The sequence below is a fragment of the Aliiglaciecola sp. SL4 genome, assembly GCF_041538045.1.
GTDB lineage: Bacteria > Pseudomonadota > Gammaproteobacteria > Enterobacterales > Alteromonadaceae > Aliiglaciecola.
In genome coordinates, this window is sequence record NZ_JBGOSE010000009.1 from 71119 (window position 1) to 97361 (window position 26243).

The following is a 26243-nucleotide window of genomic DNA, read 5'->3' on the forward strand; positions in this document are numbered from 1 at the left end:
TTTAATAATTAAATAACATAATTGATACAAAATGGCCTCTCGTAAAAGATGCACAGACATTTTTTCACATACTGAGACCAACATGTACCTTGGCGTTGATTTAGGCACTTCAGGCATTAAAATTATTTTGATGGACGAAACAGGCAATATTGTAGATAGCGAAACAGAAGCGCTGCAGGTTTCTCGTCCAAAACCATTATGGTCAGAACAAGACCCTCAGCACTGGTGGTCTGCATGTGACACCGTTATGCAAAAATTGGCAAAACGAAACCAATTACAGCAAGTTAAAAGTATTGGCCTGTCTGGACAAATGCATGGTGCTACCCTGTTAGACAAGCAAAACAAAATTATTCGACCGGCCATTTTATGGAATGACGGGCGCAGTCAAGCCCAATGCGCAGAGCTGGAACAGCGAGTAGAAAATTGCCATCAAATTACTGGCAATTTGATTATGCCCGGCTTTACCGCACCGAAAATTTTGTGGGTTCAACAAAATGAACCAGAAAACTTTGAAAAAATTGCCAAAGTTTTGTTACCAAAAGACTATTTACGTTTCCTATTAACGGGTGATTTTGCCTCTGACATGTCTGATGCAGCCGGCACCATGTGGCTCGATGTAGAAGCTCGAGACTGGCACAAAGATATGCTATCTGCTTGTGGCTTGACTATTGAACAGATGCCTAAGTTATTTGAAGGAAACGAAATAAGCGGCCATTTAAACAAAGAATTGGCTGAACGTTGGAAGATGCAGTCCGTTCCCGTTGTCGCTGGCGGAGGCGATAACGCAGCCGGAGCCATTGGAGTAGGTTTAGTTAAACCCGGCCAAGCAATGATTTCTTTGGGAACATCGGGGGTGTATTTCCTAGCTTCAGAGGGATTCAAAGCCAATCCTAAAATGGCAGTACATAGCTTTTGCCATGCGGTGCCCAATACTTGGCATTTAATGTCTGTGATGCTCAGTGCGGCGAATTGTTTGCAATGGTTTGCCGAAGACGTTGTCAAAACAAAGGTAACCGACTTATTAGCAGAGTTAGAGTCTAAGTCAGCCACGTTAGACATCAGTCAAGCACCGATTTTTCTTCCTTATTTGAGTGGAGAAAGAACGCCACACAATAACCCCCATGCCAAAGGTAACTTTTTTGGCATAACCAATGAAAATCATCAAGCTAGTTTTACCCACGCGATTATGGAAGGGGTGAGTTTTGCGTTTGCAGATGGTGTCGATGCCGTCCACGATTCTGGTTCTCAAGCAACCGAAATCACCTTAATTGGTGGCGGAGCCAGAAGTCCCTATTGGCGTCAACTATTGGCCGATGTGTTAAATACAAAAATTACCTTTCGTAAAGGCGGAGATGTAGGGCCAGCGTTAGGTGCTGCAAGGCTCGCTAAAATGGCGGTTCACCCTGAACTAAGTCTAGAAGAGGTGTGCCCAGAACCTGAGATTGTAGAGGTCCATCAACCCAACCCCCAAATGGTCGCCATTTATAAATCACGACGAGATAAATTTAGAAAATTATACCCAGCTCTAGTGGAGCTATTTTAGGCGCTAACTCTTGTTGCAATTTTTTAACTTGTCTTGAACAAAAAGCACAAGAGTCTAAGCACAAATCGTAATTGTTAGCTTTGCAATAAACACTCACTATTCATTTTATATTCACAGCAGTCATTAATTAGTAGCAGGAGACCAACATGTCCCAATATTTCGAAAACATTGAAAAGATCCAATATGAAGGTGTGGATTCAGAAAATCCATTGGCGTTTCATCATTATAATCCAGAGCAAATCATTCTTGGCAAAAGTATGAAAGAGCACTTACGTTTCGCAGCGTGCTACTGGCACAACTTCTGTTGGGACGGTGCTGATGTATTTGGTCAAGGTACCTTTGGTCGCCCATGGTTGAAACCTGGTGACCCTATGCAACGAGCAAAACAGAAAGCGGACGTAGCATTTGAGTTTTTTAACAAACTAAACATCCCTTTTTATTGCTTTCACGATATAGACGTTTCTCCGGAAGGCAACTCCATCAAAGAATACACAGAAAACTTTGCACAGATGGTAGATGTGTTAGAAGCAAAGCAGGAAGAGTCTGGAGTGAAGTTATTATGGGGTACTGCCAACTTATTTAGCAATCCTAGATATGCAGCCGGTGGCGCAACTAACCCTAACCCAGAGGTATTTTCCTACGGTGCCACTCAAGTATTCCATGCAATGAATGCCACTAAACGTCTTGGTGGTGAAAACTACGTTTTATGGGGTGGTCGTGAAGGTTACGAAACCCTGTTAAATACAGATTTGCGTCAAGAACGTGAGCAACTTGCTCGTTTTATGCACATGGTCGTTGAGCATAAACATAAAATCGGATTCAAAGGTACGTTACTTATAGAGCCAAAACCTCAAGAGCCTACTAAGCACCAGTACGATTACGACAGTGCCACCGTATACGGTTTCTTAAAGCAATATGGTTTAGAACAAGAATTTAAAATGAATATTGAAGCTAACCATGCAACCTTAGCTGGCCATTCATTCCATCACGAAATTGCTACTGCTGTTTCTTTAGGTATTTTTGGTAGTATTGATGCAAACCGCGGCGATGCTCAAAATGGTTGGGATACAGATCAGTTTCCTAATGCCGTAGAAGAGTTATCTTTGATTATGTATGAAGTACTTAAAGCTGGCGGTTTTACCACAGGTGGACTTAATTTCGATACTAAATTACGTAGACAAAGTTCTGATCCTACAGACTTATTCCACGGCCATATCGGTGGTATGGATCACATGGCATTAGGTTTGAAAAAAGCCGCAGAGATCATAAACAATGACTTCTTATCAGCCAAAGTTAAAGAACGTTATGCCGGCTGGAACAAAAATCTAGGTAAAGAGATTATCGGTGGTGAACATTCTTTGGAATCATTGGCCAAATTTACGGTGGATAACTCATTAGATCCGAAACATCAAAGCGGACAACAAGAATTGTTGGAAAATAAAGTAAACCGTGTACTTTATGGTTAATCACTAGGGTTACTGATTTTACATTAAAAATTGAAAGGCCTCTTAATACGAGGCCTTTTTTGAGTTTAAAGGGTGACGAAAGCTATCGGTGAATTTTTGACTTTAGACGAAAAATGTGACTTATTCACGCAACCCTTTACCGCTATATGCCCAGTATATTCCGCCAAATAAGTGCTCCACAAAAGCACTATTTTCATAGACTGCAGGTAAATGGCCCAACCCCGTATAAAAAGCACGACCACCATGAATCTCTTGATACCAAGCAATGGGATGAAACTCTCCCATTCCCTGGCCTTTAACTCTTCCCCAATCGGCTTGGGGGGCGTAAGTTGATTCATCAACACTCAAAATATAATTTAAGTTAGTACTTAATTCTGGGCCATACTGATACCATTCATCGGTCCACAGTGACACATCAGGTAGCAATTCCAATCCTGGGAAAGTCCGGTCAATAACTGACAACTCTGCGGTCTGAATTACCGGATGAATGACAAATTGTCTTCCCACTAACTTTCCATACCATGGCCAATCGTATTCAGTATCACTTGCGCTATGCACGCCTACAAAGCCCTTTCCAGATTCGATAAATTGTTCAAATGCGGTTTGCTGTGACTGATTTAAAATGTCCCCAGTGGTAAGTAAAAACATAACGACGTCGTACTGGGCGAGATCCTTTTGATTGAATATGTTCGCATCTTCGTGCCAATCCATATCAAAATGATGTTTTTCCGACATCTTAGTGAGTGCGTTTATTGCTTGATTCACTGAAGTATGATGAAAACCAACAGTTTTGCTGAATACTAAAAGCTTAAACTGTTTAGCCTGCACTGACGTACTGATTAATAAGGTTACAACCAATATAGCAAATAGGTTTAAGCCATTTTTTATGCACATAATACCTTTCCTTTTACAAAGTATTTAAAACGAAAAAGGGTGCAAAGAAATTGCACCCTTATTTATTATTAATCAGCTCTTAACCAATCATATCTTCTAATTCAGTCCCTTTAGTTTCATGCACTAACTTCACGACGAACAACACCGACAATAGTGCGCTAAGTGCATAAAAACCGTAAGCTCCTGCTAAGCCAATGCTAGTCAGCATAATTGGGAAGGTCATGGTAATAGCGAAGTTCGCTCCCCACTGAAATAACCCGGCTACCGCCAAACCGGAACCACGAATTTGATTAGGAAACATTTCTCCCAACATCACCCACATTACAGGTCCCCAAGAGAGGTTAAAGAAAAATACATAGGCATTAGCAGATACCAAAGCCAAGGTGCCTAAACTGCCTAGATCTAAATTACCACTGCTATCAAAATCGGACGTTGCAAAACAAAAGACCATCAGCCCTAAAGTCAATGTCATGCCTATCGAACCTAGGGTTAATAAAGGCTTACGTCCAATTTTATCAATTAACACCATGGTAATAATACAAGCTGCAATACTCACAGCTCCACTGATAATATTAATCAGTAACGCGTCTGACTCGGAAAACCCAACGGCCTGCCACAACACTGCGCCATAATAAAAAACGACATTGATGCCGACTAGTTGTTGGAACACCGCTAAACCAATACCTACCCAGACGATTTTTCTTACTTTTCCAGATTGCTTATCTTTCAAGTCAGATAATTTAGGTTGATGGTCATCTGCTAACGAAGCTTTGATATCTGTTAATTTAAGCTCTCCTGCCCTAACACCATATAAACGAATAAGCACCTCTTCAGCTTGAGGAAGTTTGTTTTTTATGACTAAAAAGCGTGGGCTTTCTGGAATAAACAACAAACTGCCGAGAAATAAGCATGCAGGTACTAGCTCAATCCAAAACATCCAACGCCAAGCGCTAAATCCCATCCATAAATCAGCCGTTGAGACACCAGCTAAATCAGCAAGGAAGTAGTTACTAACAAAGGCTGCAAATAAGCCGCAAATAATAGCGACCTGCTGAATTGTTGTCAGCATACCGCGTAATCTTGCGGGTGCGATTTCACTTATGTAAGCCGGGGCCATAACTGATGCTGCTCCCACAGCTAGACCACCCAAAATGCGATAAAGAATAAACTCGCCAGACGTATCAGCAATACCAGATCCCCAAGCACTGATAATAAAAAATATGGCTGCTATAATCAGAATTGTTTTTCGACCAAATAGATCGGCTAATCGTCCAGCACAAAATGCGCCGACTGCACAGCCCAACAACATGCTGGCGACGTTAAACCCCGTACCAACACTGTCTGATTTGAATGCGGCTTGTAAACCGTCAACCGTACCGTTAATAACCCCACTGTCGAAACCAAATAAAAAACCACCAATTGTTGCTACACAACTCACCAAAATGATGAACAGCATATTTTCTTTTTCTTGTATCAACGGACGCCCCTAAATGTTGTATTTGATTTTTAACTGGCAGCCGAAAAATTTCCATTGCCTTTCAATCACATAATACTGTTAAAGAATTGTTAACAGGTAGAATATAGAGAACACTCTAATTTTGGAAACAAAAAATAATTAAAATAAACCCAATACTAGATTAATGAATGAGATCAACAGCAGGGCTTAGTAAGCGCCACTACTAAATGCTTTAGCAGAAGAATGACTAACGGCTCAGACAATAGGTAAGGTAGTTGTATATTTAATTTGTTCCATGGCAAAACTAGAGGTTACATCCGACAAATCAATGCCCGATACTAATTTTTTATAAAATACATCAAAGGCTTTAAGATCTGCGACCATCACTTTAAGCATATAGTCGTAGTCTCCGCTCATGCGGTAAAATTCAACGACCTCTTCTAAGTTACTAGCATGCACAGCAAACATTTTTAACCATTTATCATCATGTTTGCCCGCTTTGACTTGTACAAATGCAGTTACATTTAAGCCGACTTTTTCACTGTTCAACAAGGCCACTCGACGATTTATAATCCCATGTTTTTCAAGGAGTTGAATACGCCTCCAGCAAGGTGTGTTGCTCAGCCCTACCTGCTCGGCAATTTGACTAACCGAAAGTGTTACATCTTGCTGCATTAACCGTAAAATTGCCTTATCAATAGCATCCATAATGTATATATCCAAACATATTAGAATAAAATTCTAATATAAATCAAAAATGTAAAACAGTTTAGAATTTTTTGCTTTTTTTCTGTGGCACACTTAATAAAAAACAACAATGGATACAAATTATATGTTGGCAAGGCAAAACACCATTCAACCTCAAGCAGCGTTAAACGAAAAAATACATGACAACATCACTCAAACAATTGGCAATACGCCATTGGTTAGATTGTCACGATTAATCGAAAATACTGGACTCGAATGTGATCTTGTTGCCAAAGTGGAATATTTTAATCCTGCGGGCTCGGTAAAAGATCGCCCAGCCTTAGCGATGATCGATGCGCTGATGGCGTCTGAAGAATACACCCCAGACACCCATATCATCGAACCTACATCTGGTAACAATGGGGTCGCTTGTGCGTGGATATGTGCCATTAGAAAAATCCCCTTAACCATTGTTATTCCTGAACATATGTCAATTGAACGCAGAAAGTTAATCCGTTTATATGGTGCACAAGTGATTACCACACCCAAAGCCTTAGGCACTAAAGGGGCGATTGACCACGCGGCGTTATTGGTTAGCCAGCAACCTAATGCCGTTTCGTTAGATCAATTTTCTAATCAAGCTAATGTGGACACCCACTTCAATTCCACCGCCCAAGAGATTTGGCGGGACAGCGGTGGCAATGTCGATATTTTTGTCGCAGGTGTTGGCACTGGTGGCACTATTACTGGTATTGCTAAAGCCTTGAAGCAACTAAATCCCAATATCCAAATTGTTGCCGTTGAACCCAGTGCGTGCCCAGTATTAAGCGAAGGAAAAAGTGGAGTACATAAAATTCAAGGGCTCAGCTCTGGCCATGTTCCTGATATTCTAGACGTCAGTGTCATAGATAAAATTGAAACAGTGAGCGATGCGGATGCCGTTGAGTACGCGAGAATGTTGGCCAGAGTAGAGGGTATTCCAGTGGGTATTTCATCCGGCGCAGCTGTGTGTGCAAGTATGCGTTTAGCTAATTTGCCGGAGAATAAAGGCAAAAGAATCGTGACCTTATTTGCTGATACAGCGGAACGTTATTTTAGCACTGATTTGTTTTCTCACTGCCAGTAAATTCAGATTAGATTAGCTTACTATGCGGGTTTAAACAAAAATACAATATGTTGCAAAAAAGCTTCTTGCCGGTTAAAAAATCGCGATTTTCAGATAAGTCAGTAATTTTTGCGCTGGCTTTCCCTTGAAATTTTTAGTCGTAGCACAAGATCTTAGGTATGATGAATTATTATCAACCAGCAAGGATCAATATTGGCTATTAAACTCGGGATCGTCATGGATCCTATTGAAAGCATAAATATCAAAAAAGACACCAGTTTTGCGATGTTATTGGATGCCCAGCAACGTGGGTATGACATTACCTATATGGAAATGTCTGATCTCTATATTGATAACGGCGCTCCTATGGCGCAAATGCGGCCTTTAAAAGTTATCAAAGATCCACAAAAATGGTTTGAGCTAGGTGAATCAAAGAACCGCAACTTAGCTGAGCTTGATGTTATTTTGATGCGCAAAGATCCTCCTTTTGACAGTGAGTTTCTATACTCCACACATATCTTTTCATTAGCTGAACAAGCCGGTACGTTAATCGTAAATCGCTCCTCTAGCCTACGAGACTTTAACGAAAAGTTATTTACTTCTTGGTTCCCAGATCTAATCCCAGATACCTTAGTTACCCGCAATTCAGCCTTAATCCGCGAATTTCACAAAAAACACCAAGACATTATTTGCAAACCCTTAGATGGAATGGGTGGTACATCTATTTTTCGCGTCACTCCAGAAGGCACCAACTTAGGTGTGATCATGGAAACGTTGACTGATAATGGTTCTACTTATGCCATGTTCCAACGTTATATGCCGGAAATTAAAGATGGCGACAAACGTATTCTAATCATTGATGGACAAGTCGTCCCCTACTGCCTCGCGCGCTTACCTAGCAAAGGTGAAACCCGCGGCAACTTGGCAGCAGGCGGCACAGGAAGACCCCAACCTTTATCTGATTCTGATCGACAAATTGCCGAAAAAATTGCGCCTCTATTAGTGGAAAAAGGGTTAATTTTTGTTGGTTTAGATGTGATTGGCGACAGAATTACCGAAATTAATGTTACCAGCCCTACCTGTGTTCAAGAAATTGAAGCTGCATACGACGTTAATATCACAGGTATGTTATTTGATGCCATAGAGAAACGTTTAGGTGATAGAAATGCAGAGCTTTGAACATCATTTATTAGTTGCCATGCCAAGTCTTGATGACCCCTACTTTGCCCGCTCGCTTACGTATATTTGCGAGCATAATGACAAAGGCGCTATGGGCTTGGTAATTAATCAGCCCATTGGTATGAGTTTACAAGAGTTGATTAATCAAGCTGATAAAGATGCGATAGTATTGGAAGAAAAAGCCGATGAAATCGTCTTGGCTGGCGGACCTGTGAGTCAAGACAGAGGCTTTATTTTACATACTACTCAACCAGGGTGGAGTTCAAGTTTACAACTTACATCTAAGATAATGATCACTACCTCCAAAGATATATTATCAGCCCTTGGTAACGAACAAGCACCGGCGAAATCATTAGTGACTTTAGGTTACGCTGGGTGGTCTGCTGGTCAACTTGAAGAGGAAGTGCAAAACAACTCATGGTTAATAGTGGAAGCCGATGAGGAGTTGTTATTTGATGTTCCTATCCATAAAAAATGGGAAAAAGCTGTACGTCGACTTGGTATTGATGTGTGGCAACTTGGGCCGGATGCTGGCCATGCTTAAAAGGCGTATAACATTATGACAGTCACATCTAAAACTTTGTTGGGATTTGACTTTGGCACTAAAAGTATTGGTGTTGCAATTGGCCAAGAAATTACCGGCACAGCCTCGCCTTTAGAGGCAATTCAAGCTCGAGATGGGATTCCAGATTGGGATTTGGTTAAAAACGTCTATGAACAATGGCAACCCCACTTGGTGGTGGTTGGTTTGCCGCTAAATATGGATGGCAGTAAACAGGAAATGACCTTTAAAGCGCAAAAGTTTGCCAACAGGTTGCATGCTAAATTTAAAGTTCCGGTGCAAACCCTAGACGAGCGATTAACCACTGTGGATGCCAAAGCTCGACTTTTTGAGATGGGCGGATTTAAAAAGCTCAGCAAAGGCAAAGTGGATAGCGCTTCGGCATGTTTAATCTTAGAAAGCTTTATGTATCAGTAGCTTCAGTTCTCGCTGGCAATGGTGCTAACACTATTGCCGCAATTCCAGCACAGCGCAAAACTTCCTTCATTTTCTTCATGGCATTTATCACACACCCAACTCTGGGTATTTTTAGGTTCAAGGTTGAATTGGTCTATCAATTTAGAGGCCTTATCTTGCCATGCGTCATCGGTTAACCACACTTCGGGCATGGCATCTAATGGTGATAATTCACCAATTGCCCCAATGGCAAACTCATTTTTGATAAAGTTTGGGATCTGATGATCATCTAATAACTGCTTAATTTGATAAATTCGAAAACGTTCATGGTGCCAATAGATTTTCTTCATTAAGGCTAATCCATATCAATTGAAACATTCGACAACGAACCTAAGCTTGTTCCCTCTTCTGTATCCAATTTAATCATTAAGCGTAGATCATTGGGAGAATCCGCATGGTGGATGGCCTGCTCCAGGCTAATCCGTTCTTGTTTGTATAATTCATACAACGCCATGTCAAAGCTTTGCATGCCCATTTCTTTGCCTTTTTTCATGGCTTCTTTAAGGGAGCCTATCTCATTACGTTGAATCAGATCTGTCACCAAAGGTGAATTGAGTAAAATCTCAATTGCTGCCACACGTCCCTTACCATCTATAGTCGGCACTAATTGTTGAGCAACGATAGCGCGTAAATTTAAACTCAAGTCGAAGCGTAATTTCTCGTGCTGTTCCGGCGGTGCTAAGTGCATAATCCGCTCAATCGCTTGGTTGGCATTGTTAGCGTGCAAAGTCGCCACACATAAATGACCGGTATCGGCAAAAGACATTGCATATTCCATCGTCTCCATGGAGCGGATCTCACCAATCAAGATCACATCAGGCGCTTGTCGCAACGAACTTTTCAACGCATCATCGAATGAACGAGTATCAATACCAACTTCCCGTTGAGTCACCACACAACCTGCATGCTCGTGAACAAATTCAATGGGATCTTCTATGGTTAATATATGACCACGAGAATTTTGATTGCGGTGCCCCATCAAAGCAGCCAATGAAGTGGATTTACCCGTACCAGTAGCCCCCACAAACAGTAACAGTCCACGTTTAGACATTATGACGTCTTTAAGAATCTCCGGTAAGCCTAGATCATCGGCTTTAGGAATTTGCGTAACAATACGACGTACCACCATGCCGGCCATATCCCGTTGCCAAAACGCACTGCAACGAAAACGGCCTATACCGTCTCTAGCAATCGCAAAATTACACTCTTTACTGTCACTAAACTCATCTTGTTGTTTTTCACTCATAACGTTATTTACTAACGCAAGTGCAGCTTCTTCTGTTAAACGTTCGTCGTTAAGGGGAGTCATTTGTCCGTTTATTTTCGCACTAATGGGAAAACCAACCGTAATAAACAAGTCAGAAGCACCTTGTTCTGCCATTTTTCGAAGATAGGGGGTCAAATCCATTGGATACTCCTAAAAACCAATTTTTGGTTGTTTATCAACAGATTTCGCTGCTGCGTCTTGTGCTGTAATTACACCCTGCGCGACTAAGCGTTGTAAACATTGATCCATAGTTTGCATGCCATGGGACTGACCAGTTTGAATAACTGAATACATTTGTGGCACTTTATCTTCGCGGATTAAATTACGAATCGCTGGAATCCCAACCATAATTTCATGGGCTGCAATACGTCCTCCGCCCACCTTTTTCAGTAAGGTCTGAGAAATAACCGCTCGTAACGATTCTGAAAGCATAGAACGCACCATTGATTTCTCTTCCGCTGGAAAGACATCAATGATTCTATCAATAGTCTTAGGTGCTGAGTTGGTGTGTAAGGTAGCAAAAACCAAATGCCCGGTTTCAGCAGCAGAAATAGCTAAGCGAATCGTTTCTAAATCACGTAACTCCCCCACTAAAATAACATCAGGGTCTTCACGTAAAGCTGAGCGAAGTGCATTGTTGAAACTATGAGTGTCACGGTGCACTTCCCGTTGGTTGAGTACGCAGAGTTTGTTGTCATGTACAAATTCAATGGGATCTTCTATGGTAAGTATATGTTCCCGTTTACTGGTGTTGATGTGATCGATCATCGCAGCCAAAGTGGTACTTTTACCTGAACCCGTAGCCCCTGTGACTAGCACAATACCTGTAGGCTGATTAATAATATCTTTAAAGATAGCTGGCGCACCTAAATCGTCTAGCGTCAATACTTTGCTTGGAATGGTACGCAAAACCGCTGCAGCACCTCTATTTTGCATAAACGCATTTACCCTGAATCGCGATAAGTCTTTCACTTCAAATGAAAAGTCGACTTCGAGGTTTTCTTCGTATTCTTTGCGCTGTTTATCGTTCATGATTTCGTAAACCAACGCATGCACTTGTTTGTGATCCAATTCCGGCACATTTAAGCGACGAATTTCACCATCAACACGAATAATCGGAGGCAAACCCGCTGATAGATGTAAATCTGATGCATTATTCTTAACACTAAAAGCTAAAAGTTCGGTAATATCCAAAATATAATTCTCCGTCTAAATAGTGGCTCATGGAAACAATAGCAGAACGTTTAAAAAGCGCACTTAAAAGCCTGTCGATGGCAGTAAATAAAGCTAATCGTGCGCCAAATTCAGTCCAATTACTAGCAGTGAGTAAAACAAAACCGGTATCTGATATCGTTCTTGCGTATGAAGCTGGACACCGATCTTTTGGTGAAAACTATGTCCAAGAGGGTGTAGAAAAAGTCCAAGAATTGCAAGAACTTAAAGATATTGAGTGGCATTTTATCGGACCCATTCAGTCAAATAAAACCAAGCCTGTTGCTGAAAATTTTGATTGGGTACAAAGTGTCGATAGGGAAAAAATTGCCACGCGCCTTAATAATCATCGCAGTCCACACAAGAAATTAAATGTTTTAATTCAAGTCAATATTAACGCCGAAGAAAGTAAAGCAGGGGTTTTAGCCAATGAAGTTGAGACACTTGCCGCGCATATTGCTACACTACCCAACTTAAGGCTTAGGGGATTGATGACGATTCCAAAAGCTTCACAATCTGCACAAGAATTGGTTAACACCTATCAACACATGCACCAACTTTTCGTCGACTTGCAACAAACTTATGAATCAGTTGACACTTTATCAATGGGCATGAGCGCAGATATTGAACCAGCAGTGCTGTGCGGAAGCACAATGGTACGGGTAGGAACAGCCATTTTTGGTGCCCGCAATTACACAAATTAAGAGACAAGAATTTATGAGTGAAAAAACCATCGCGTTTATTGGCGCAGGTAACATGACACGTTCGATTATCTCAGGTCTGGTAAACTCTGGGTATGCCCCCCAAAAAATTATTGCCAGCAACCCCTCTGTCGGTAAATTAGAAGCTTTAGCGTCTGAGTTAGGTGTTAACACCACTCAAGACAACCAAGAAGCAGCCCAACGAGCTGATGTAATCGTGCTTGCTGTAAAACCCCAACTTATGGAAGGTGTTTGCCAAGATCTAGCCAGCAAACAAAACTTAGACGGCAAACTTTTCGTATCCATCGCCGCCGGTATCAGTCACGCACGCTTACTAGCAATGCTTGGAGGTGATTACGATTTGGTAAGAACAATGCCAAATACGCCAAGCTTGTTGAGTAAGGGTATGACAGGTTTATTTGCTCCTAGCACCTTAGCCGATGAATTGAGAGATTTTGTTGATCAAATGATGTCCAGTGTTGGTGAGACCCTTTGGGTTACTAAAGAATCTGACATCGATATTGTTATTGCAACAGCTGGAAGTAGTCCTGCCTATTTTTTCTTATTCTTAGAATCCATGCAGAATCACGCTATGTCGTTAGGAATGAGCCAATCCGACAGCAGAAAGTTAGTTCAACAAGCCATGTTAGGCGCTGCAGAAATGGTTTGTCACAATGATCACCTTGAAATTGGTGAACTTAGAGCCCAAGTTACTTCAAAAGGCGGTACTACTAATCAAGCGATAGAAAGTTTTCAAGAAAGTGATTTGCCAGCAATAGTCGCTAAAGCGATGGATGCTGCAATTAGTAGAGCCCAACAAATGTCTAAACAATTTTAAGGTATCAAAGTATATGGAAGCCGTGGCTTTTTTAGTTGAAACAATTTTTAAGCTTTATCTAATGGTCGTCATGTTACGACTTTGGCTGCAACTTGCCCAAGCTGATTTTTATAACCCTTTGAGTCAGTTTGTGGTCAAAGTGACCCATCCTGTTGTTGGCCCGCTGCGCAGAATAATCCCTTCAATAGGCAAGTTTGATACTGCAACCTTTGTGTTTGCTCTGGTTATAGCCCTAGCAAACGTCTGGGTGATAGCCTGGCTAAAAGGTTTCATGATTCTAGATATATTATGGTTACTAAAAAGCGCACTCTTGATGCTAGTAGTCGAAGGCGTGCAATTAATCGTTTACGTGCTAATTATACGCGCTATTTTAAGTTGGGTAAGCCAAGGCAATAATCCTTTGGAATTTTTATTCCACCAGCTAACTGAGCCAATGATAGCTCCTATTAGAAGAATCATTCCTCCCATCGGTGGTCTTGATTTATCTCCCATGATACTAATCATCTTTTTGCTTTTTATTATGCGACTTTTTTAGGAGCTTTAAATGTTTTATCGGGCTATCTGTTTATCTCTATTATTACTTGCGAGTGTATCCTCTGCAGAACAAAAAAGGGTGTTGGGAGACTGGGATGTTCATTACATTGCCTTTAATACCACATTCTTAACGCCCGAAATTGCTAAGGCAAATGGGATTGTTCGTAGTCCCAATAACACCCTGATTAATATTTCAGTGATTGACCGCAAAACTAAACAAGCTCAAAAAGTCGATATTAGTGGCACTGCCAGAAACCTAATTGGTTCAACCACCGCATTAACTTTTATACCGGTAATAGAAGGGGAAGCCATTTATTATTTGGCTTCTATGCCCTTTGAACATGAAGAACATTACCGTTTCAGCATATCTTTAAAACAAAATAAGATCAGTCAAACATTAAAGTTTGAACAAAAGCTTTATCGAGAAGAATAGTACAATTGGGTTAAATTAGCTTCTTTTTTATACCATTGTTTAATAGATAAACTTGTCAAATTGCTCTAACGTTGGGTTATTAATTACTAATAACCCAAATTCATGACAAATAATTCCAAACCGTTGGATAATACCAAACGCAAAACCCTAAAAACGTTAGCAAAGAGCGGCGCTACTGCAATGCTTATTGGTAAGGCGCCCTATGTCTTTGCCCGGACCAAAACGGTACTTAAAGTTCTTGGCACTCACGTTACCTTGCAAGAGGAATTGCGCAAGCAAGCTATGCAAGATCTAGGGATAGATTTGATATTTGAAGCCGGAGGTAGTGCTTCCATATTGCAAAAGGCATCTGTTGATCCAACTTCGTTTGATGTATACGAACAGTGGTCAAATAGTATTAACGTGCTTTGGGCATCAGGTTCAATTCAAGCAATCGACAAAAAGCGGCTAACCTATTGGGATGAAATTAACTCTTTAACCAAAACTGGCAAAATAACCGACAATGCTAAATTTGGTGCAGGAGACGCGCCATATAAAATTTTACACGTTCAAGACAATGGCCAACTAGGAACTGAACATACAGATAAAGTCAGCTTTTTACCTTATGTACATAATGTTGATTCGTTTGGTTATAACACTGAAAAAGTTGCCAAAGGTATTCCCTATAAAACAGAAAGCTGGGGTTGGTTATTAGATCAGAAAAATCGAGGAAAGGTGGGGATTGTTAATGCTCCAACAATTGGGATTTTTGATTTAGCCTTAGCGACCCAAGCTCAAGGTGTATTAACGTTCGATAATATCGGCGCTATGTCTAAGCGAGAATTAGATATCATGTTCGATTATCTTATTGAACTGAAACACAAAAATCACTTTAGTGGGTTTTGGACCTCAGTACCTGAATCCGTTGACTTTATGCGCTCAAACCGCGTGCATATTGAAAGTATGTTCTCCCCTGCTGTATCTGCATTAAATGGCCAAAATGTCCCTGTTACATTTGCAGCTCCTAAAGAAGGCTATCGAGGTTGGCATGGCGTAATGTGTCTGTCATCTGCAATTTCTAACAGCAAAAAAGACGCTGCCTATGACTACATGAATTGGTGGTTATCAGGATGGCCTGGGGCCTTCATCGCCAAACAAGGTTATTATATTTCTAATCCTAAACGTTCAGCAAAATACTTGAATCAGGCAGAATGGGACTATTGGTATAGAGGTTTAGCAGCAAGTCACGATCTACAAGGAACTGATGGTAAAATATCAGTTCGCAAAGGTAATATTCGTTCTGGTGGAAGCTACGAAACTCGATTCTCAAATGTAGCAGTATGGAATACAGTGATGCCAACTTACGATTATAGTTTACAAAAATGGTACGAATTTATTAGCTCGTAAGAGTCTTGGAGATCTAAAGGAATTGTTTAATTCGTTAAAAACTCAAATAACGATAGTGTTAACTGCGCTTATTCTTTTTTTAAGCGCTCAATCGTATTTGTCGACAAAAAACCAAGAAACGTTTTTGGCGGGTATTACCTTATCTCAACAAACAATGGATAAGGTTGGGCTTGTGCAAGATCTTGAAAAAGACTTGCTCGATATTCAGCGATACGTACTAATTTTTAAACAAACCGCCAGTGACTCAGTTATTGAACGCTTTAACTTAATTCAAGACAAAATTAATACCAATCTGTCATTGCTACATACCTCTGTAGAGTCTGATGAACAAGCCACGGTATATATCGATAGAATAACCAGAATGCGCGCCCACCTGGATGAATATAGAAATAACTTTGAAAGCGTGATTCAAGGGCGAAGCCGCAGGGAGCGGTTATTTGAAGATAACATAGAAATCCAATTCGAAAAGAACCTTGCCAAATTAGAAGCGTACCAAAGTAATAAAAACCTATCAGAGGAAGAAAGCAGAGCGGTATTGGCAATTAGCTTGCTATTATCTGAAGCACATAGTCACTCTTTAGAATATTTGTTGACCCCAGATCCAAGTATAATTAATGAATTTGATAGCTTGCTATTACAGTCAAAAGAGATTTTGAATAACTCACTTCAAGATACCCCGTCACTAATTATGATGGACACCAATTTAAGTAAGCTAAGTACCGATTTCAAACAACTCACACAGATTACTCGGGGCTATTTATTCTTAATCAACGTTGTAATGGCAGGGTCAGCAAACGAGTTTTTATATTTAACTAGAGAGCTGAATCAGCTCGTTACTGAAAACCAGCAACGGATAAACGCTGAAATTATCCAAAGTGGTAAAGATGCACAAAACCGCAATAGTCTATTCGCAGTCATTAGCGTTGCTCTAGCAGTCTTAACTGCATTGTTCTTTACGTATCGAGTAATGATGCCAATATCTGAAATGACTGAGTTATTCAAAACGTTAGCCAGCGGTAAAGGCATAAATAAAGCCATTAAGAAACGCAGAAATAACGAAATTGGAGAATTGGCTGTAGCGGCACAAGTGTTTCATGAGAAGAATAAACAGACCCAAGAACTTTTGGAACATTCCAAAAATCTGAATGCCCAGCAGGAAGTTTTGAACCAAGAATTGGCAATCTCTAAAAAGAAAGCGGAAGAAGCTTTAGCTACTAAGAGTATTTTTCTGGCCAATATGAGTCATGAAATCCGCACCCCAATGAACGGCATTATCGGATTAGTTGATATCGTTTTAAAATCGAAACTCGATGACAAACAAAGAGCTAACTTAGAGAAGGTTACCTACTCAACCCATATTCTACTGAATTTAATCAATGGTATTCTCGACTTTTCAAAAATAGAAGCTGGCAAACTTGATATAGAAAAAATCAAATTTTCTCCTCGCTCTATGTTCGAAAATTTATTGGCAAATATCTCGACCAAAGGAAACGAGAAAAACCTAAATATACAATTTATTGTCAACCCACTTTTACCTGTAGAGCTTATTGGTGATCCCATGAGGATAAATCAAATTCTACTTAATTTGTGTACCAATGCGGTTAAATTTACGCGTAATGGTTCTGTGTTTATTAATATCGACTTTACCCAATTAGATAACCAGGAAATCTGTTTAAAGATATCGGTGAAAGATACCGGTATAGGCATGGATGAGACTCAACTGACCAGTATTTTTAATCCATTTACCCAAGCAGATGAGTCTACAAGCAGAAAGTTTGGTGGTACAGGCTTGGGCTTAACTATTGTTAAGCAACTGGTTGAATTAATGCACGGAAAAATATCCGTTGAGTCTAAAGTTAATAGTGGCAGTCATTTTCAAGTAGAGTTTGTTGTAGGTACTGGTAATTCTCATACCCGAATTATGGACTTAGGGTTTGACGTTAATATTGGACATGTTTCCATCAATGATTCGGGGTTAACTCCACTCACTTACCTAAACAGCTTAGATCAGGATTATATATCCTTAGAGTTAGCAGATTTAGATGACTTCGAGTTTCAAAATAACGAAAAATCCCTGTTATTGTTGGATATTGATGATATTAAAACCCATAAAGCTTTAAACCAACACATTGCCACTGCAAAAGAAAAAGGAATGAATATTGGCTTAGTGACTAATACTCAACCTAGTACACTGCCTTCCTTATTACACAAAAAGTGGGATCTTCCCGTGCTTTCTCACCCCTTTACACCTAGGCAGTTTACCCTGTTTATGTTGCAGACTTTAGGGGTGGAATTACAATATAATCAGCAAGAGTTAGGTCAGATTGATACTGTTTCTGAACGTCTTAGTGGGCATGTTTTATTAGTAGAAGATAACCATATTAACCAAATCGTGGCTTGCGAGATGTTAACCAACCTGGGCCTTACCTTTGACGTGGCTGAGGATGGGCATCAAGCCGTGACAAAAATAGTCAACTCTCCTCAATACGACATTGTTCTGATGGACATCCAAATGCCTATTATGGATGGTTATGAAGCAACTAAGCAGCTCAGGAAGCAAGGTTTCAAAGATTTAGTTATATGTGGGTTATCTGCCAACGCAATGAATTCAGATTTTGAATTAGCCTATGCTGCTGGCATGAATGATTATATAACTAAACCCATCAAGCCTCAGATGTTAAATCATGTACTAGGTAAATATCTTCCTTCAGAACCTAAAAACAGCTTAGTAAAAGGTGATTTCACACTTCAAATCGAAAATGAATCAACTACCTAGTGTTTACTAAAGCTGTTTAGCTGCATAAGGGTAAACGCCTCTTGCTGGTTAGCTACCGCTTAAATTTGAGCGCACAGCTTCTTGCACACCACTAAATACACTGTCATCTGGATAACCGTCAGCTAACATATTTCGGGACAACTGGAATTGACGAATGCCTTTGCGTGTAGCGGGTCCCATAATCCCATCGGCTTTTCCTACATCAAAGCCCAGATCGTTCAAGCCATCTTGCAATTCAACCATTTGACTAATGGGGTAATTGGGAAGATCAGGTAACGACTTCGCCCACTCGGGTTTACCGATAATCCGATCCGCCAAATAACCAACTGCGAGAGCGTAAGACTCAGAGTTATTCCAACGCATAATCACATCAAAGTTTCGGTATACCAAAAATGCAGGCCCTTTAGCGCCTGTGGGTAAAATTAATGAGGCATCAATTTCGCTTTTGGGAATTTTATCATCATTGACTTTGCGAATACCGAATTCAGACCATTGAGTTAACTGTTTACGGCTGTCTTTTCCAGAATGACTGTAATCAAAGTTGTCAGGTAAATTAACCTCTCTTCCCCAGATAAAGCCTTTTTCCCAACCTAACTTATTCAAAAAATTAGCCGCGGAAGACAAAGCATCAGGTTCACTATCCCATAAATCAACTAACCCATCATTGTCACCGTCTACAGCATAATTAATATAAGCAGACGGCATAAACTGCGTATGCCCCATTGCACCAGCCCAAGACCCTAGCATCTTATCTTTTTTCAGATTTTCGCGTTGCATCAGCTTCAGAGCGGTTAGTAACTCTTGGGTAAAGAATCGACTGCGACGTTCGTCACAAGCTAGGGTCGCTAAGGAGTCGATAATCGGCATTTTACCTTTATAACTGCCAAAGTTTGTTTCCAATCCCCAGAATGAAATTAAGTAGTGGGCTGGAACGCCATACTCTTTTGTTAGGTCGTTTAGTAAGTCTTTATGCTTACGTAACATTTCTCGACCTTTATCAATGCGCCACTGGGTTACACGTTTGTTTAAATAGGTGGGGAAAGTTTGCACAAACTCAGGTTGATTACGGTCGTATTCGAGCACTTTATCAATCTGTTTCACATCATCTAAAGCATAAGAGATGACCGATTTATCAATACCTGCCGTTTCAGCTTTTTTCTGAATATTAGAGATGCAGCTAGCAAAAACCTGTTCCCCAGATTCTGACGTTGTTTGCACAGGCACTTCTTGTGCCATCAAAGTAGCTGAAAACAGTAAATTGGCGGCAATCAAGGTGCTTTTGGTCTTAACAGAAATCATATAATTCCTCGGCTAGAATAATTCTCATATTAGCTTAACTGGATAATGGCATTGGAAAAGCTTAGGTTCAATTTCCGCCCTGCCCCATCACTACTATTGTTCTTCGCGGGTAAAAACCCATTGTTTGTCATTACTTAAAGAAGCACTAAATTGATACCCAGCACCATCAAATTGTTTAACTTGTTCAGGCTTAGATAAACGCTTCTCAATAATATAGCGCGCCATTAACCCGCGCGCTTTTTTAGCAAAAAAACTGATGACTTTGTATTCACCGTTCTTTTTGTCCTTGAACACTGGGGTGATAACAGTCGCCTTTAGGTTTTTAACCTTGACCGACTTAAAGTACTCATTCGATGCTAAATTCACCAGCACGTCGTCACCTTGTTGCTGCAAGGAATCATTAATACCTTGGGTTATTTTATCACCCCAAAATTCGTACAGATTCTTACCGCGCTGATTATTCAATTTAGTCCCCATCTCTAACCGATACGGTTGCATTAGGTCTAAAGGTTTCAGCAATCCATACAAACCCGATAAAATACGCATATGTTGTTGTGCATATTCAAGATCCTCTTGACTAAATTGCTCGGCTTGAATACCTGAATAAACATCGCCGTTGAACGCTAAAATGGCTTGTTTGGCATTGTCAGAAGTAAAGGGTAAAGACCAACTACTGAACCGAGCAGCGTTTAGACCAGCTAATTTATCACTAATATGCATCAGACTAGATAATTGAGCAGGTGATAATTTGACACACTCTTTAATTAGCAGCTCAGAATCAGCCAAATAATCAGGTTCGGAGAAAAGTGGTGTCGTGGGCGGTGTTTCATAGTCTAAATTCTTTGCAGGTGATACAACAACTAGCATCAAATATCCTTTCGTAAATTAGTATTAATGACGGGGTATAAACTCGTCATCACTATACCATTAATTGTAAATACTAAACATTTGGACAGTTACATATTTAACAGTTCAATTTATATTTAAATGGAATTAAAGCAGCAAAAAGTGACAAATAAATGCGACAATTTTGAGCAATTACTCACAATGCATATAATTGCTCACTTTTATTTATTATAATAAGCCTATTATTTTTAATAGTTCAGGGGTCGATAAAGTAGAAACCAAGCGTTAACAGTTATACCCTGTGGGACATTCCTAAGGTTTACTATTTTTATCAGGCAATCTCGACAAGTAATAACTATCGATGATTGTAAAATTAATTATTTCTAAAGAGGTTTTTATGACAAATCAATTAGCAGCTTTGCGGGAAATCACCACAGTTGTGGCAGACACCGGTGACATCGAAGCCATTAAAAAGTATCAACCTGTTGATGCTACTACTAACCCATCTTTGTTACTTAAAGCTGCAGAGCTCCCACAATACCGCACATTGATTGAAGAGTCTGTTGCTTGGGCAAAAGAACAGTCTAATGATGAATTACAGCAAATCGAAGATGCTGGTGACATGTTAGCGGTTAAAATTGGTAAAGAAATTGTCAATATCGTACCTGGGCGTATTTCAACAGAAGTAGATGCTCGTCTATCTTTCGATACTCAGGGTAGCATTGCTAAAGCCAAAAAACTTATCTCCTTATATGACCAAGCAGGTGTGAGTAAAGATAGAGTGTTAATTAAGCTAGCTTCCACTTGGGAAGGGATCCGAGCTGCTGAGATTCTGGAAAAAGAAGGAATTAACTGTAACTTAACTTTGTTGTTTAGTTTCGCTCAAGCCAGAGCCTGTGCCGAAGCTGGCGTATTCTTAATTTCTCCTTTTGTGGGCCGAATTCTGGACTGGTATAAAGCTAATACCGGCAAAGACAGCTACCCAGCCGATGAAGATCCAGGTGTAGTGTCTGTGAGTAATATTTATCAATATTACAAAGAACACGGCTACAAGACTGTTGTTATGGGCGCCAGTTTCCGTAATACCGGTGAAATCATTGAGTTAGCAGGCTGCGATAGATTAACCATCAGCCCAAATCTTTTAGAAGAGCTTTCACAAACCGAAGGTGGTTTGGACACTAAGTTAGTTGATAAAGGCGCAAGCAAAACTGCTGGCGAAAAGCTAACTGAAAGTCAATTTAGATGGGAACATAACCAAGATGCGATGGCCACAGAAAAGCTTGCCGAAGGTATTCGCAACTTTGCCAAAGACCAAGACAAACTAGAAGTTATGTTGAAAGACCTTTTGTAATTTGATTTAACCTGAACTTTAGAACACTTACATACTTAACAACGCGTATCTAATGGTTAATCTAAAAATTAGATAATACAGCAATCTTTAATCGCCGATAAAAGAAGAGAATTGATAAATGTCTTTAGTAAATCAAAGTGAACAATGGATAACCCTTGAGAACTTAGCAAAGGGTATCGCTGGTCAACATATGCGCGATTGGTTTGACGCAGACAACACCAGAGCTTCCAGGTACTTTCTTGAAAGTTGCGGGATCAAGCTAGATTATTCCAAAAACTTAATAAACCAAGAAATACTGCAAGCACTGTATAGTTTGGCGGATAGTCAAAAAGTCGCCGAAAAGCGCGATGCTATGTTCGCAGGTAACATTGTTAATCACACCGAAAAAAGAGCAGTACTACATACTGCCTTGCGTAACTTTTCTGGTGAACCTGTATTGGTTGACGGCGAAGATGTCATGCCGGAGGTGTTAGCCACTCAAGATAAAATTAAAAACTTTGTTCATTCGATTCATTCCGGCGAGCACCTAGGTTATACCGGTAAAACAATTAAACACATTGTTGCTATCGGCATTGGTGGTTCATTTTTAGGTCCTAAAATCATGTCAGAGGCGTTAAAACCTTATTGGCATAAAGGCATTTCGGTCCACTATGTGGCCAATATAGATGGATGTCATATTCACGATGTGTTGGCTGAGCTTGACCATACTGATACCTTGATTGTGATGTCATCTAAGTCGTTTACTACTCAAGAAACACTGCAAAACACCCTGACAGCAAAACAATGGTTCCTTGACCAAGGTGGCAGTCAAAAAGATATTGCTAAGCACTTTGTAGCGGTTTCATCTAACGTCAAAGCAGCCGTTGAATTTGGTATGGATGAAAATAACATCTTTCCTATGTGGGATTGGGTTGGTGGCCGCTATTCACTGTGGTCAGCTATAGGTTTACCTATTGCATTGACTATTGGATACCAACATTACCGTGAGTTACTTGAGGGTGCTTATGAAATGGATTGCCACTTCAAAGAGGCACCAGCAGAGCAAAACCTTCCCATGTTATTAGGTCTTCTTGGGGTGTGGTACACCAACTTTCACGGTGCACAAAGCCATGTTCTGCTGCCTTACTATCATTATCTGCGGGGTTTTCCTGCCTATGTTCAACAATTGGACATGGAAAGTAATGGTAAGGGTGTAGCTGGCTTAAACGATAAAATCGACTATGCCACCGGGCCTGTTATTTGGGGCAGTGAGGGAACCAATGGTCAACACTCGTTCCATCAATTGATCCATCAGGGAAAAGTACTTATTCCTGCTGATTTCATGTTCCCATTGAACGTCAACAATCAAGATAACACCCACCACGCAATGCTGGCCTCTAATTGTTTTGGTCAAACCCAAGCATTGATGCAAGGTAAAACCTATGAAGAGTGTTACGCCGATTTAGAAGGTGCCAATTTAGACGAAGAAACTCGCCAATCTTTGGCCACCCATAAAACCATGCCCGGCAACAAGCCGAGTAATACCTTGTTATTTGATCAACTAGATCCTAAGACCTTAGGGGCATTAGTTTGCATGTATGAACACAAAGTGTTTGTACAAGGGGCTATTTGGGGGGTTAACTCGTTTGATCAATGGGGTGTTGAACTTGGAAAAGTATTAGGTAACCAAGTGTTAGATAAATTGGTGAATAGCGACGCTCAATTGGACTTTGACAGCTCAACCAATCATTTAATTTCTGCTTTTAGAGCGGCCAATAGTAAATAACTTCACCCTTCAATAAATTCGATTTGCTGCTTGTTAATCCAAGTAGCAAATCTTTTTCTGTTCTTATACCCCACGGGTTTAAGATCTGTTTATATTCAGCTCAATTTGCTTGTTTAACCGTCTAATTTCGGCTTTTTTGTCATCAAAATTTCATACTTTATTAACAAAAACTAAAACTAATAGTTTTATTTTGATAGCGCCTGTGATAAAAAAATACTCGGTCAGGAGAATCAAAGTAGGAAATGTTGATTGACTGGCTAGCCTTATTTGCGCCAAAAACAATAAATGGAGACGTAAAGTGGATACAAAAAAATTAATGTCAATGATTGACACCGAATCCCGCCCATCTAAAACTAAAAGCAAAAAGCGTAAGTGGAGAGAAATAGAAGCGATTCAAGATCGCTACAAACTAAGAAAAGAGCTCGAAGATATGGACATGTCTTTAGAAGCCGAACTAGCTAACCTATAATCGATAAATCAAAGCCTCACATTGTGGGGCTTTTTTTATCTCTTAAAAAACTAGTCAATTTGCCAATTTATTGGTGATTGGCCTTGCTCTTTCAGCAGTTGATTGGCCTGAGAGAAGTGTTTGCATCCTAGGAATCCCCGGTGTGCTGACAAAGGTGATGGGTGTGGTGCCTTGAGCACATGATGGCGATTTTGGTCAACTAACTGACCTTTCTTTTGGCTGTGGCTGCCCCACAGTAAAAAAACCAGACCATCACGGTGTTGGTTTAGTTCGCTAATCACTTTATCTGTGAATATTTCCCAACCAATTTTTGCATGGGAATTGGCTTTCCCCTGCTCCACCGTTAACACCGAATTAAGCAGTAACACACCTTGTTCTGCCCATTGTTGTAAACTGCCATGGGAGGGAATAACAAAACCTGGGATATCCTGGGCCAACTCTTTGTATATATTCCTTAAGGATGGTGGAATTTTAACCGCTGATTCCACCGAAAAACTTAAGCCATGTGCCTGATCAGGACCATGATAGGGGTCTTGCCCTAAAATAACGACTTTAACATCGGCAAAGGGAGTCATCTTGAATGCGTTAAAAACACTCTCAGTAGGCGGATAAATGACTTTACCCGCACCACGTTCGTTAGCTATATATTGTTCAATCTGTTGGAAATAAGGCTGTTTTTTATCAGCCTCAATAATCTTTTTCCAAGTCAGCATTTATGCTTGCAGAGTCTTGAATAAATGAGCCTTAAGTTGCTCATAGTCATTTGGCAACTCTACTGAGTAGCTTTCTTTACCTGCACAGTCAGCTAAAGGTTGTGGCAAACTAATAGGCTGGCCTAATACATTTTCCACACTTTCTCTGAATTTCGCAGGGTGAGCAGTCCCTAAGAAAATACCAGTTTCACCTGGCTCAATGAAACGGGTCAACGACTTATAGGCGATTGCTGCATGGGGTTCACTCACATAACCAAGTTGAGCCAGCTGTTTCATGGCAACCTGAGTGTAGTCTTCATCAACGGCGTCACCTTGCAACATCTCTTTATCAATTAAACCACGTTCAATAAGTGCTTCAATTCTTGGCCAGTTATTGGGTTGGCTTACGTCCATTGCATTGGATAAGGTAGCGACTGTGGCTTTAGGATCCCACTCGCCGGTTCTAAGATAACGGGGAACTGTATCATTTGAGTTAGTTGCCGCTACAAAACGTTTGATAGGTAAGCCCATCACCTTAGCAATCATACCTGCGGTCAAATTACCAAAATTACCACTTGGTACAGAAATCACTACGTTTTCACGTTCTTCTGCTGATAATTGAGAAACTGCTTCAAAGTAATAACAAACTTGAGCTAGCAAACGACTTATATTAATAGAGTTAGCCGAGTTAAGGTGCAACCCTTGACGTACATCAACATCATCAAATGATGATTTCACCAACTGTTGGCAAGCATCAAAGTCATCTTCGATAGCCACAGTGTGGATGTTATCACCCAATGTTGTGAAGAGTTTTTCCTGTAGAAGACTAATTTTGCCTTTCGGATACAAAATAACCACATTGATATTATCTAAACCATGGAATGCATGAGCTACTGCAGCACCTGTATCACCTGAGGTAGCGGTTAAGATAGTTATGGGTTCACCTTTAGCGATAACTGACAGTACATGGGCCATAAAACGGCCACCAAAGTCTTTAAACGCCAGCGTCGGACCGTGGAACAATTCTAGACTGTAAATACCGTCGGTCACTTTTGCTAAAGGGGCTCCAAAAGCAAAGGCTTTTTCAACAATGCCTTGAATCTCTGCTTTTGGCAGTTCATCACCAATCAATTGGGACAATATTTCCACCGAACGAGGTACGAATGGCATATCCAAAATTGCCTGAATATTTTCGAATTTAGGAAATTCCTTCGGAAAATACAGCCCTTGGTTTTTACCTAAGCCTTTTTTTACTGCTTCAGCGAAATTTACTTGGTCGCTGTCATCTTTTAAATTAAACAATTCCACTTAATTACTACCTTTATT

General features: G+C 40.4%; 25 protein-coding genes. 15 read left to right on the plus strand and 10 right to left on the minus strand.

Annotated features, from left to right (window positions below):
- Positions 1-82: 82 nt before the first annotated feature.
- Complete coding sequence (xylB, locus tag AB6T38_RS13600; RefSeq protein ID WP_372547902.1) at positions 83-1543, plus strand: xylulokinase; 1461 nt, start codon at positions 83-85, stop codon at positions 1541-1543.
- 146 nt (positions 1544-1689) lie between these two features.
- Complete coding sequence (xylA, locus tag AB6T38_RS13605; protein WP_372547831.1) at positions 1690-3009, plus strand: xylose isomerase; 1320 nt, start codon at positions 1690-1692, stop codon at positions 3007-3009.
- A gap of 120 nt (positions 3010-3129) precedes the next feature.
- Here the strand turns inward: xylA and AB6T38_RS13610 are convergent, their stop codons facing one another.
- The 3 genes from AB6T38_RS13610 to AB6T38_RS13620 all read right to left on the minus strand — a co-directional run bounded on the left by AB6T38_RS13610 (position 3130) and on the right by AB6T38_RS13620 (position 6067).
- On the minus strand, positions 3130-3903 hold the full coding sequence (locus AB6T38_RS13610) for a ThuA domain-containing protein (protein ID WP_372547832.1): 774 nt from the start codon (positions 3901-3903) through the stop codon (positions 3130-3132).
- Positions 3904-3982: 79 nt separating this feature from the next.
- Positions 3983-5359 carry a sugar porter family MFS transporter gene (locus AB6T38_RS13615; RefSeq protein WP_372547903.1) on the minus strand — a complete coding sequence of 459 codons (1377 nt, stop codon included), beginning with the start codon at positions 5357-5359 and terminating at the stop codon, positions 3983-3985.
- A 255-nt stretch (positions 5360-5614) separates the two neighbouring features.
- Positions 5615-6067: an Lrp/AsnC family transcriptional regulator gene (locus AB6T38_RS13620; RefSeq protein WP_372547833.1), complete on the minus strand. Its 453-nt coding sequence runs from the start codon at positions 6065-6067 to the stop codon at positions 5615-5617.
- A gap of 124 nt (positions 6068-6191) precedes the next feature.
- Here AB6T38_RS13620 and cysK point away from each other — a divergent pair, with 124 nt between their 5' ends.
- From cysK to ruvX, 4 genes are all read left to right on the plus strand, one after another.
- Positions 6192-7172, plus strand: coding sequence for a cysteine synthase A (gene cysK / locus AB6T38_RS13625; protein WP_372547904.1), 981 nt, complete (start codon positions 6192-6194; stop codon positions 7170-7172).
- A gap of 192 nt (positions 7173-7364) precedes the next feature.
- Complete coding sequence (gshB, locus tag AB6T38_RS13630; protein WP_372547834.1) at positions 7365-8330, plus strand: glutathione synthase; 966 nt, start codon at positions 7365-7367, stop codon at positions 8328-8330.
- The gene (locus tag AB6T38_RS13635) at positions 8317-8874 is read left to right on the plus strand and encodes a YqgE/AlgH family protein (protein ID WP_372547835.1); all 558 of its coding nucleotides are present in this window, start codon (positions 8317-8319) and stop codon (positions 8872-8874) included. The genes gshB and AB6T38_RS13635 overlap by 14 nt, the downstream gene beginning before the upstream one ends.
- A gap of 15 nt (positions 8875-8889) precedes the next feature.
- Positions 8890-9309 carry a Holliday junction resolvase RuvX gene (gene ruvX, locus AB6T38_RS13640; protein WP_372547836.1) on the plus strand — a complete coding sequence of 140 codons (420 nt, stop codon included), beginning with the start codon at positions 8890-8892 and terminating at the stop codon, positions 9307-9309.
- Positions 9310-9311: 2 nt separating this feature from the next.
- Here ruvX and AB6T38_RS13645 read toward each other — a convergent pair whose 3' ends face one another.
- From AB6T38_RS13645 to AB6T38_RS13655, 3 genes are read right to left on the minus strand one after another with little or no spacing between them, the layout of a single operon-like run.
- Positions 9312-9638, minus strand: a complete 327-nt coding sequence (locus AB6T38_RS13645) for a DUF2007 domain-containing protein (RefSeq protein ID WP_372547837.1) — start codon at positions 9636-9638, stop codon at positions 9312-9314.
- A 5-nt stretch (positions 9639-9643) separates the two neighbouring features.
- A complete protein-coding gene (locus tag AB6T38_RS13650) occupies positions 9644-10756 on the minus strand; it encodes a PilT/PilU family type 4a pilus ATPase (RefSeq protein ID WP_348489232.1) in 1113 nt (370 codons plus the stop codon).
- Between the two features lie 9 nt (positions 10757-10765).
- The gene (locus tag AB6T38_RS13655; protein WP_348489231.1) at positions 10766-11809 is read right to left on the minus strand and encodes a type IV pilus twitching motility protein PilT; all 1044 of its coding nucleotides are present in this window, start codon (positions 11807-11809) and stop codon (positions 10766-10768) included.
- Between the two features lie 29 nt (positions 11810-11838).
- Between AB6T38_RS13655 and AB6T38_RS13660 the strand changes: the two genes are divergently transcribed.
- The 6 genes from AB6T38_RS13660 to AB6T38_RS13685 all read left to right on the plus strand — a co-directional run bounded on the left by AB6T38_RS13660 (position 11839) and on the right by AB6T38_RS13685 (position 18495).
- Positions 11839-12531 (plus strand): YggS family pyridoxal phosphate-dependent enzyme, encoded by a 693-nt coding sequence (locus AB6T38_RS13660; protein ID WP_372547838.1) that lies wholly within the window; start codon positions 11839-11841, stop codon positions 12529-12531.
- 13 nt (positions 12532-12544) lie between these two features.
- Positions 12545-13366, plus strand: coding sequence for a pyrroline-5-carboxylate reductase (gene proC / locus AB6T38_RS13665; protein WP_372547839.1), 822 nt, complete (start codon positions 12545-12547; stop codon positions 13364-13366).
- 13 nt (positions 13367-13379) lie between these two features.
- The gene (locus AB6T38_RS13670; RefSeq protein WP_372547840.1) at positions 13380-13901 is read left to right on the plus strand and encodes a YggT family protein; all 522 of its coding nucleotides are present in this window, start codon (positions 13380-13382) and stop codon (positions 13899-13901) included.
- A 9-nt stretch (positions 13902-13910) separates the two neighbouring features.
- On the plus strand, positions 13911-14333 hold the full coding sequence (locus AB6T38_RS13675) for a DUF4426 domain-containing protein (RefSeq protein WP_372547841.1): 423 nt from the start codon (positions 13911-13913) through the stop codon (positions 14331-14333).
- A 102-nt stretch (positions 14334-14435) separates the two neighbouring features.
- A complete protein-coding gene (locus AB6T38_RS13680; RefSeq protein WP_372547842.1) occupies positions 14436-15719 on the plus strand; it encodes a PotD/PotF family extracellular solute-binding protein in 1284 nt (427 codons plus the stop codon).
- Positions 15720-15816: 97 nt separating this feature from the next.
- Positions 15817-18495: an ATP-binding protein gene (locus tag AB6T38_RS13685; RefSeq protein ID WP_372547843.1), complete on the plus strand. Its 2679-nt coding sequence runs from the start codon at positions 15817-15819 to the stop codon at positions 18493-18495.
- A 48-nt stretch (positions 18496-18543) separates the two neighbouring features.
- Here AB6T38_RS13685 and AB6T38_RS13690 read toward each other — a convergent pair whose 3' ends face one another.
- On the minus strand, positions 18544-19794 hold the full coding sequence (locus AB6T38_RS13690; protein WP_372547844.1) for a lytic murein transglycosylase: 1251 nt from the start codon (positions 19792-19794) through the stop codon (positions 18544-18546).
- A gap of 93 nt (positions 19795-19887) precedes the next feature.
- Positions 19888-20661, minus strand: a complete 774-nt coding sequence (yaaA, locus tag AB6T38_RS13695) for a peroxide stress protein YaaA (protein WP_372547845.1) — start codon at positions 20659-20661, stop codon at positions 19888-19890.
- A 376-nt stretch (positions 20662-21037) separates the two neighbouring features.
- Between yaaA and tal the strand changes: the two genes are divergently transcribed.
- From tal to AB6T38_RS13710, 3 genes are all read left to right on the plus strand, one after another.
- Positions 21038-21991 carry a transaldolase gene (gene tal / locus AB6T38_RS13700; protein WP_372547846.1) on the plus strand — a complete coding sequence of 318 codons (954 nt, stop codon included), beginning with the start codon at positions 21038-21040 and terminating at the stop codon, positions 21989-21991.
- Positions 21992-22109: 118 nt separating this feature from the next.
- Entirely contained in the window at positions 22110-23756 is a 1647-nt protein-coding gene (gene pgi, locus AB6T38_RS13705) for a glucose-6-phosphate isomerase (protein ID WP_372547847.1), read from the plus strand.
- A 298-nt stretch (positions 23757-24054) separates the two neighbouring features.
- Complete coding sequence (locus AB6T38_RS13710; RefSeq protein WP_348489220.1) at positions 24055-24225, plus strand: DUF3545 family protein; 171 nt, start codon at positions 24055-24057, stop codon at positions 24223-24225.
- 50 nt (positions 24226-24275) lie between these two features.
- On the opposite strand, the gene ung is transcribed toward AB6T38_RS13710, so the two are convergent.
- Together ung and thrC are read right to left on the minus strand one after the other, a co-directional pair.
- Positions 24276-24938, minus strand: a complete 663-nt coding sequence (gene ung, locus AB6T38_RS13715) for a uracil-DNA glycosylase (protein WP_372547848.1) — start codon at positions 24936-24938, stop codon at positions 24276-24278.
- Positions 24939-26225, minus strand: coding sequence for a threonine synthase (gene thrC / locus AB6T38_RS13720; protein WP_372547849.1), 1287 nt, complete (start codon positions 26223-26225; stop codon positions 24939-24941).
- Positions 26226-26243 lie beyond the last annotated feature (18 nt).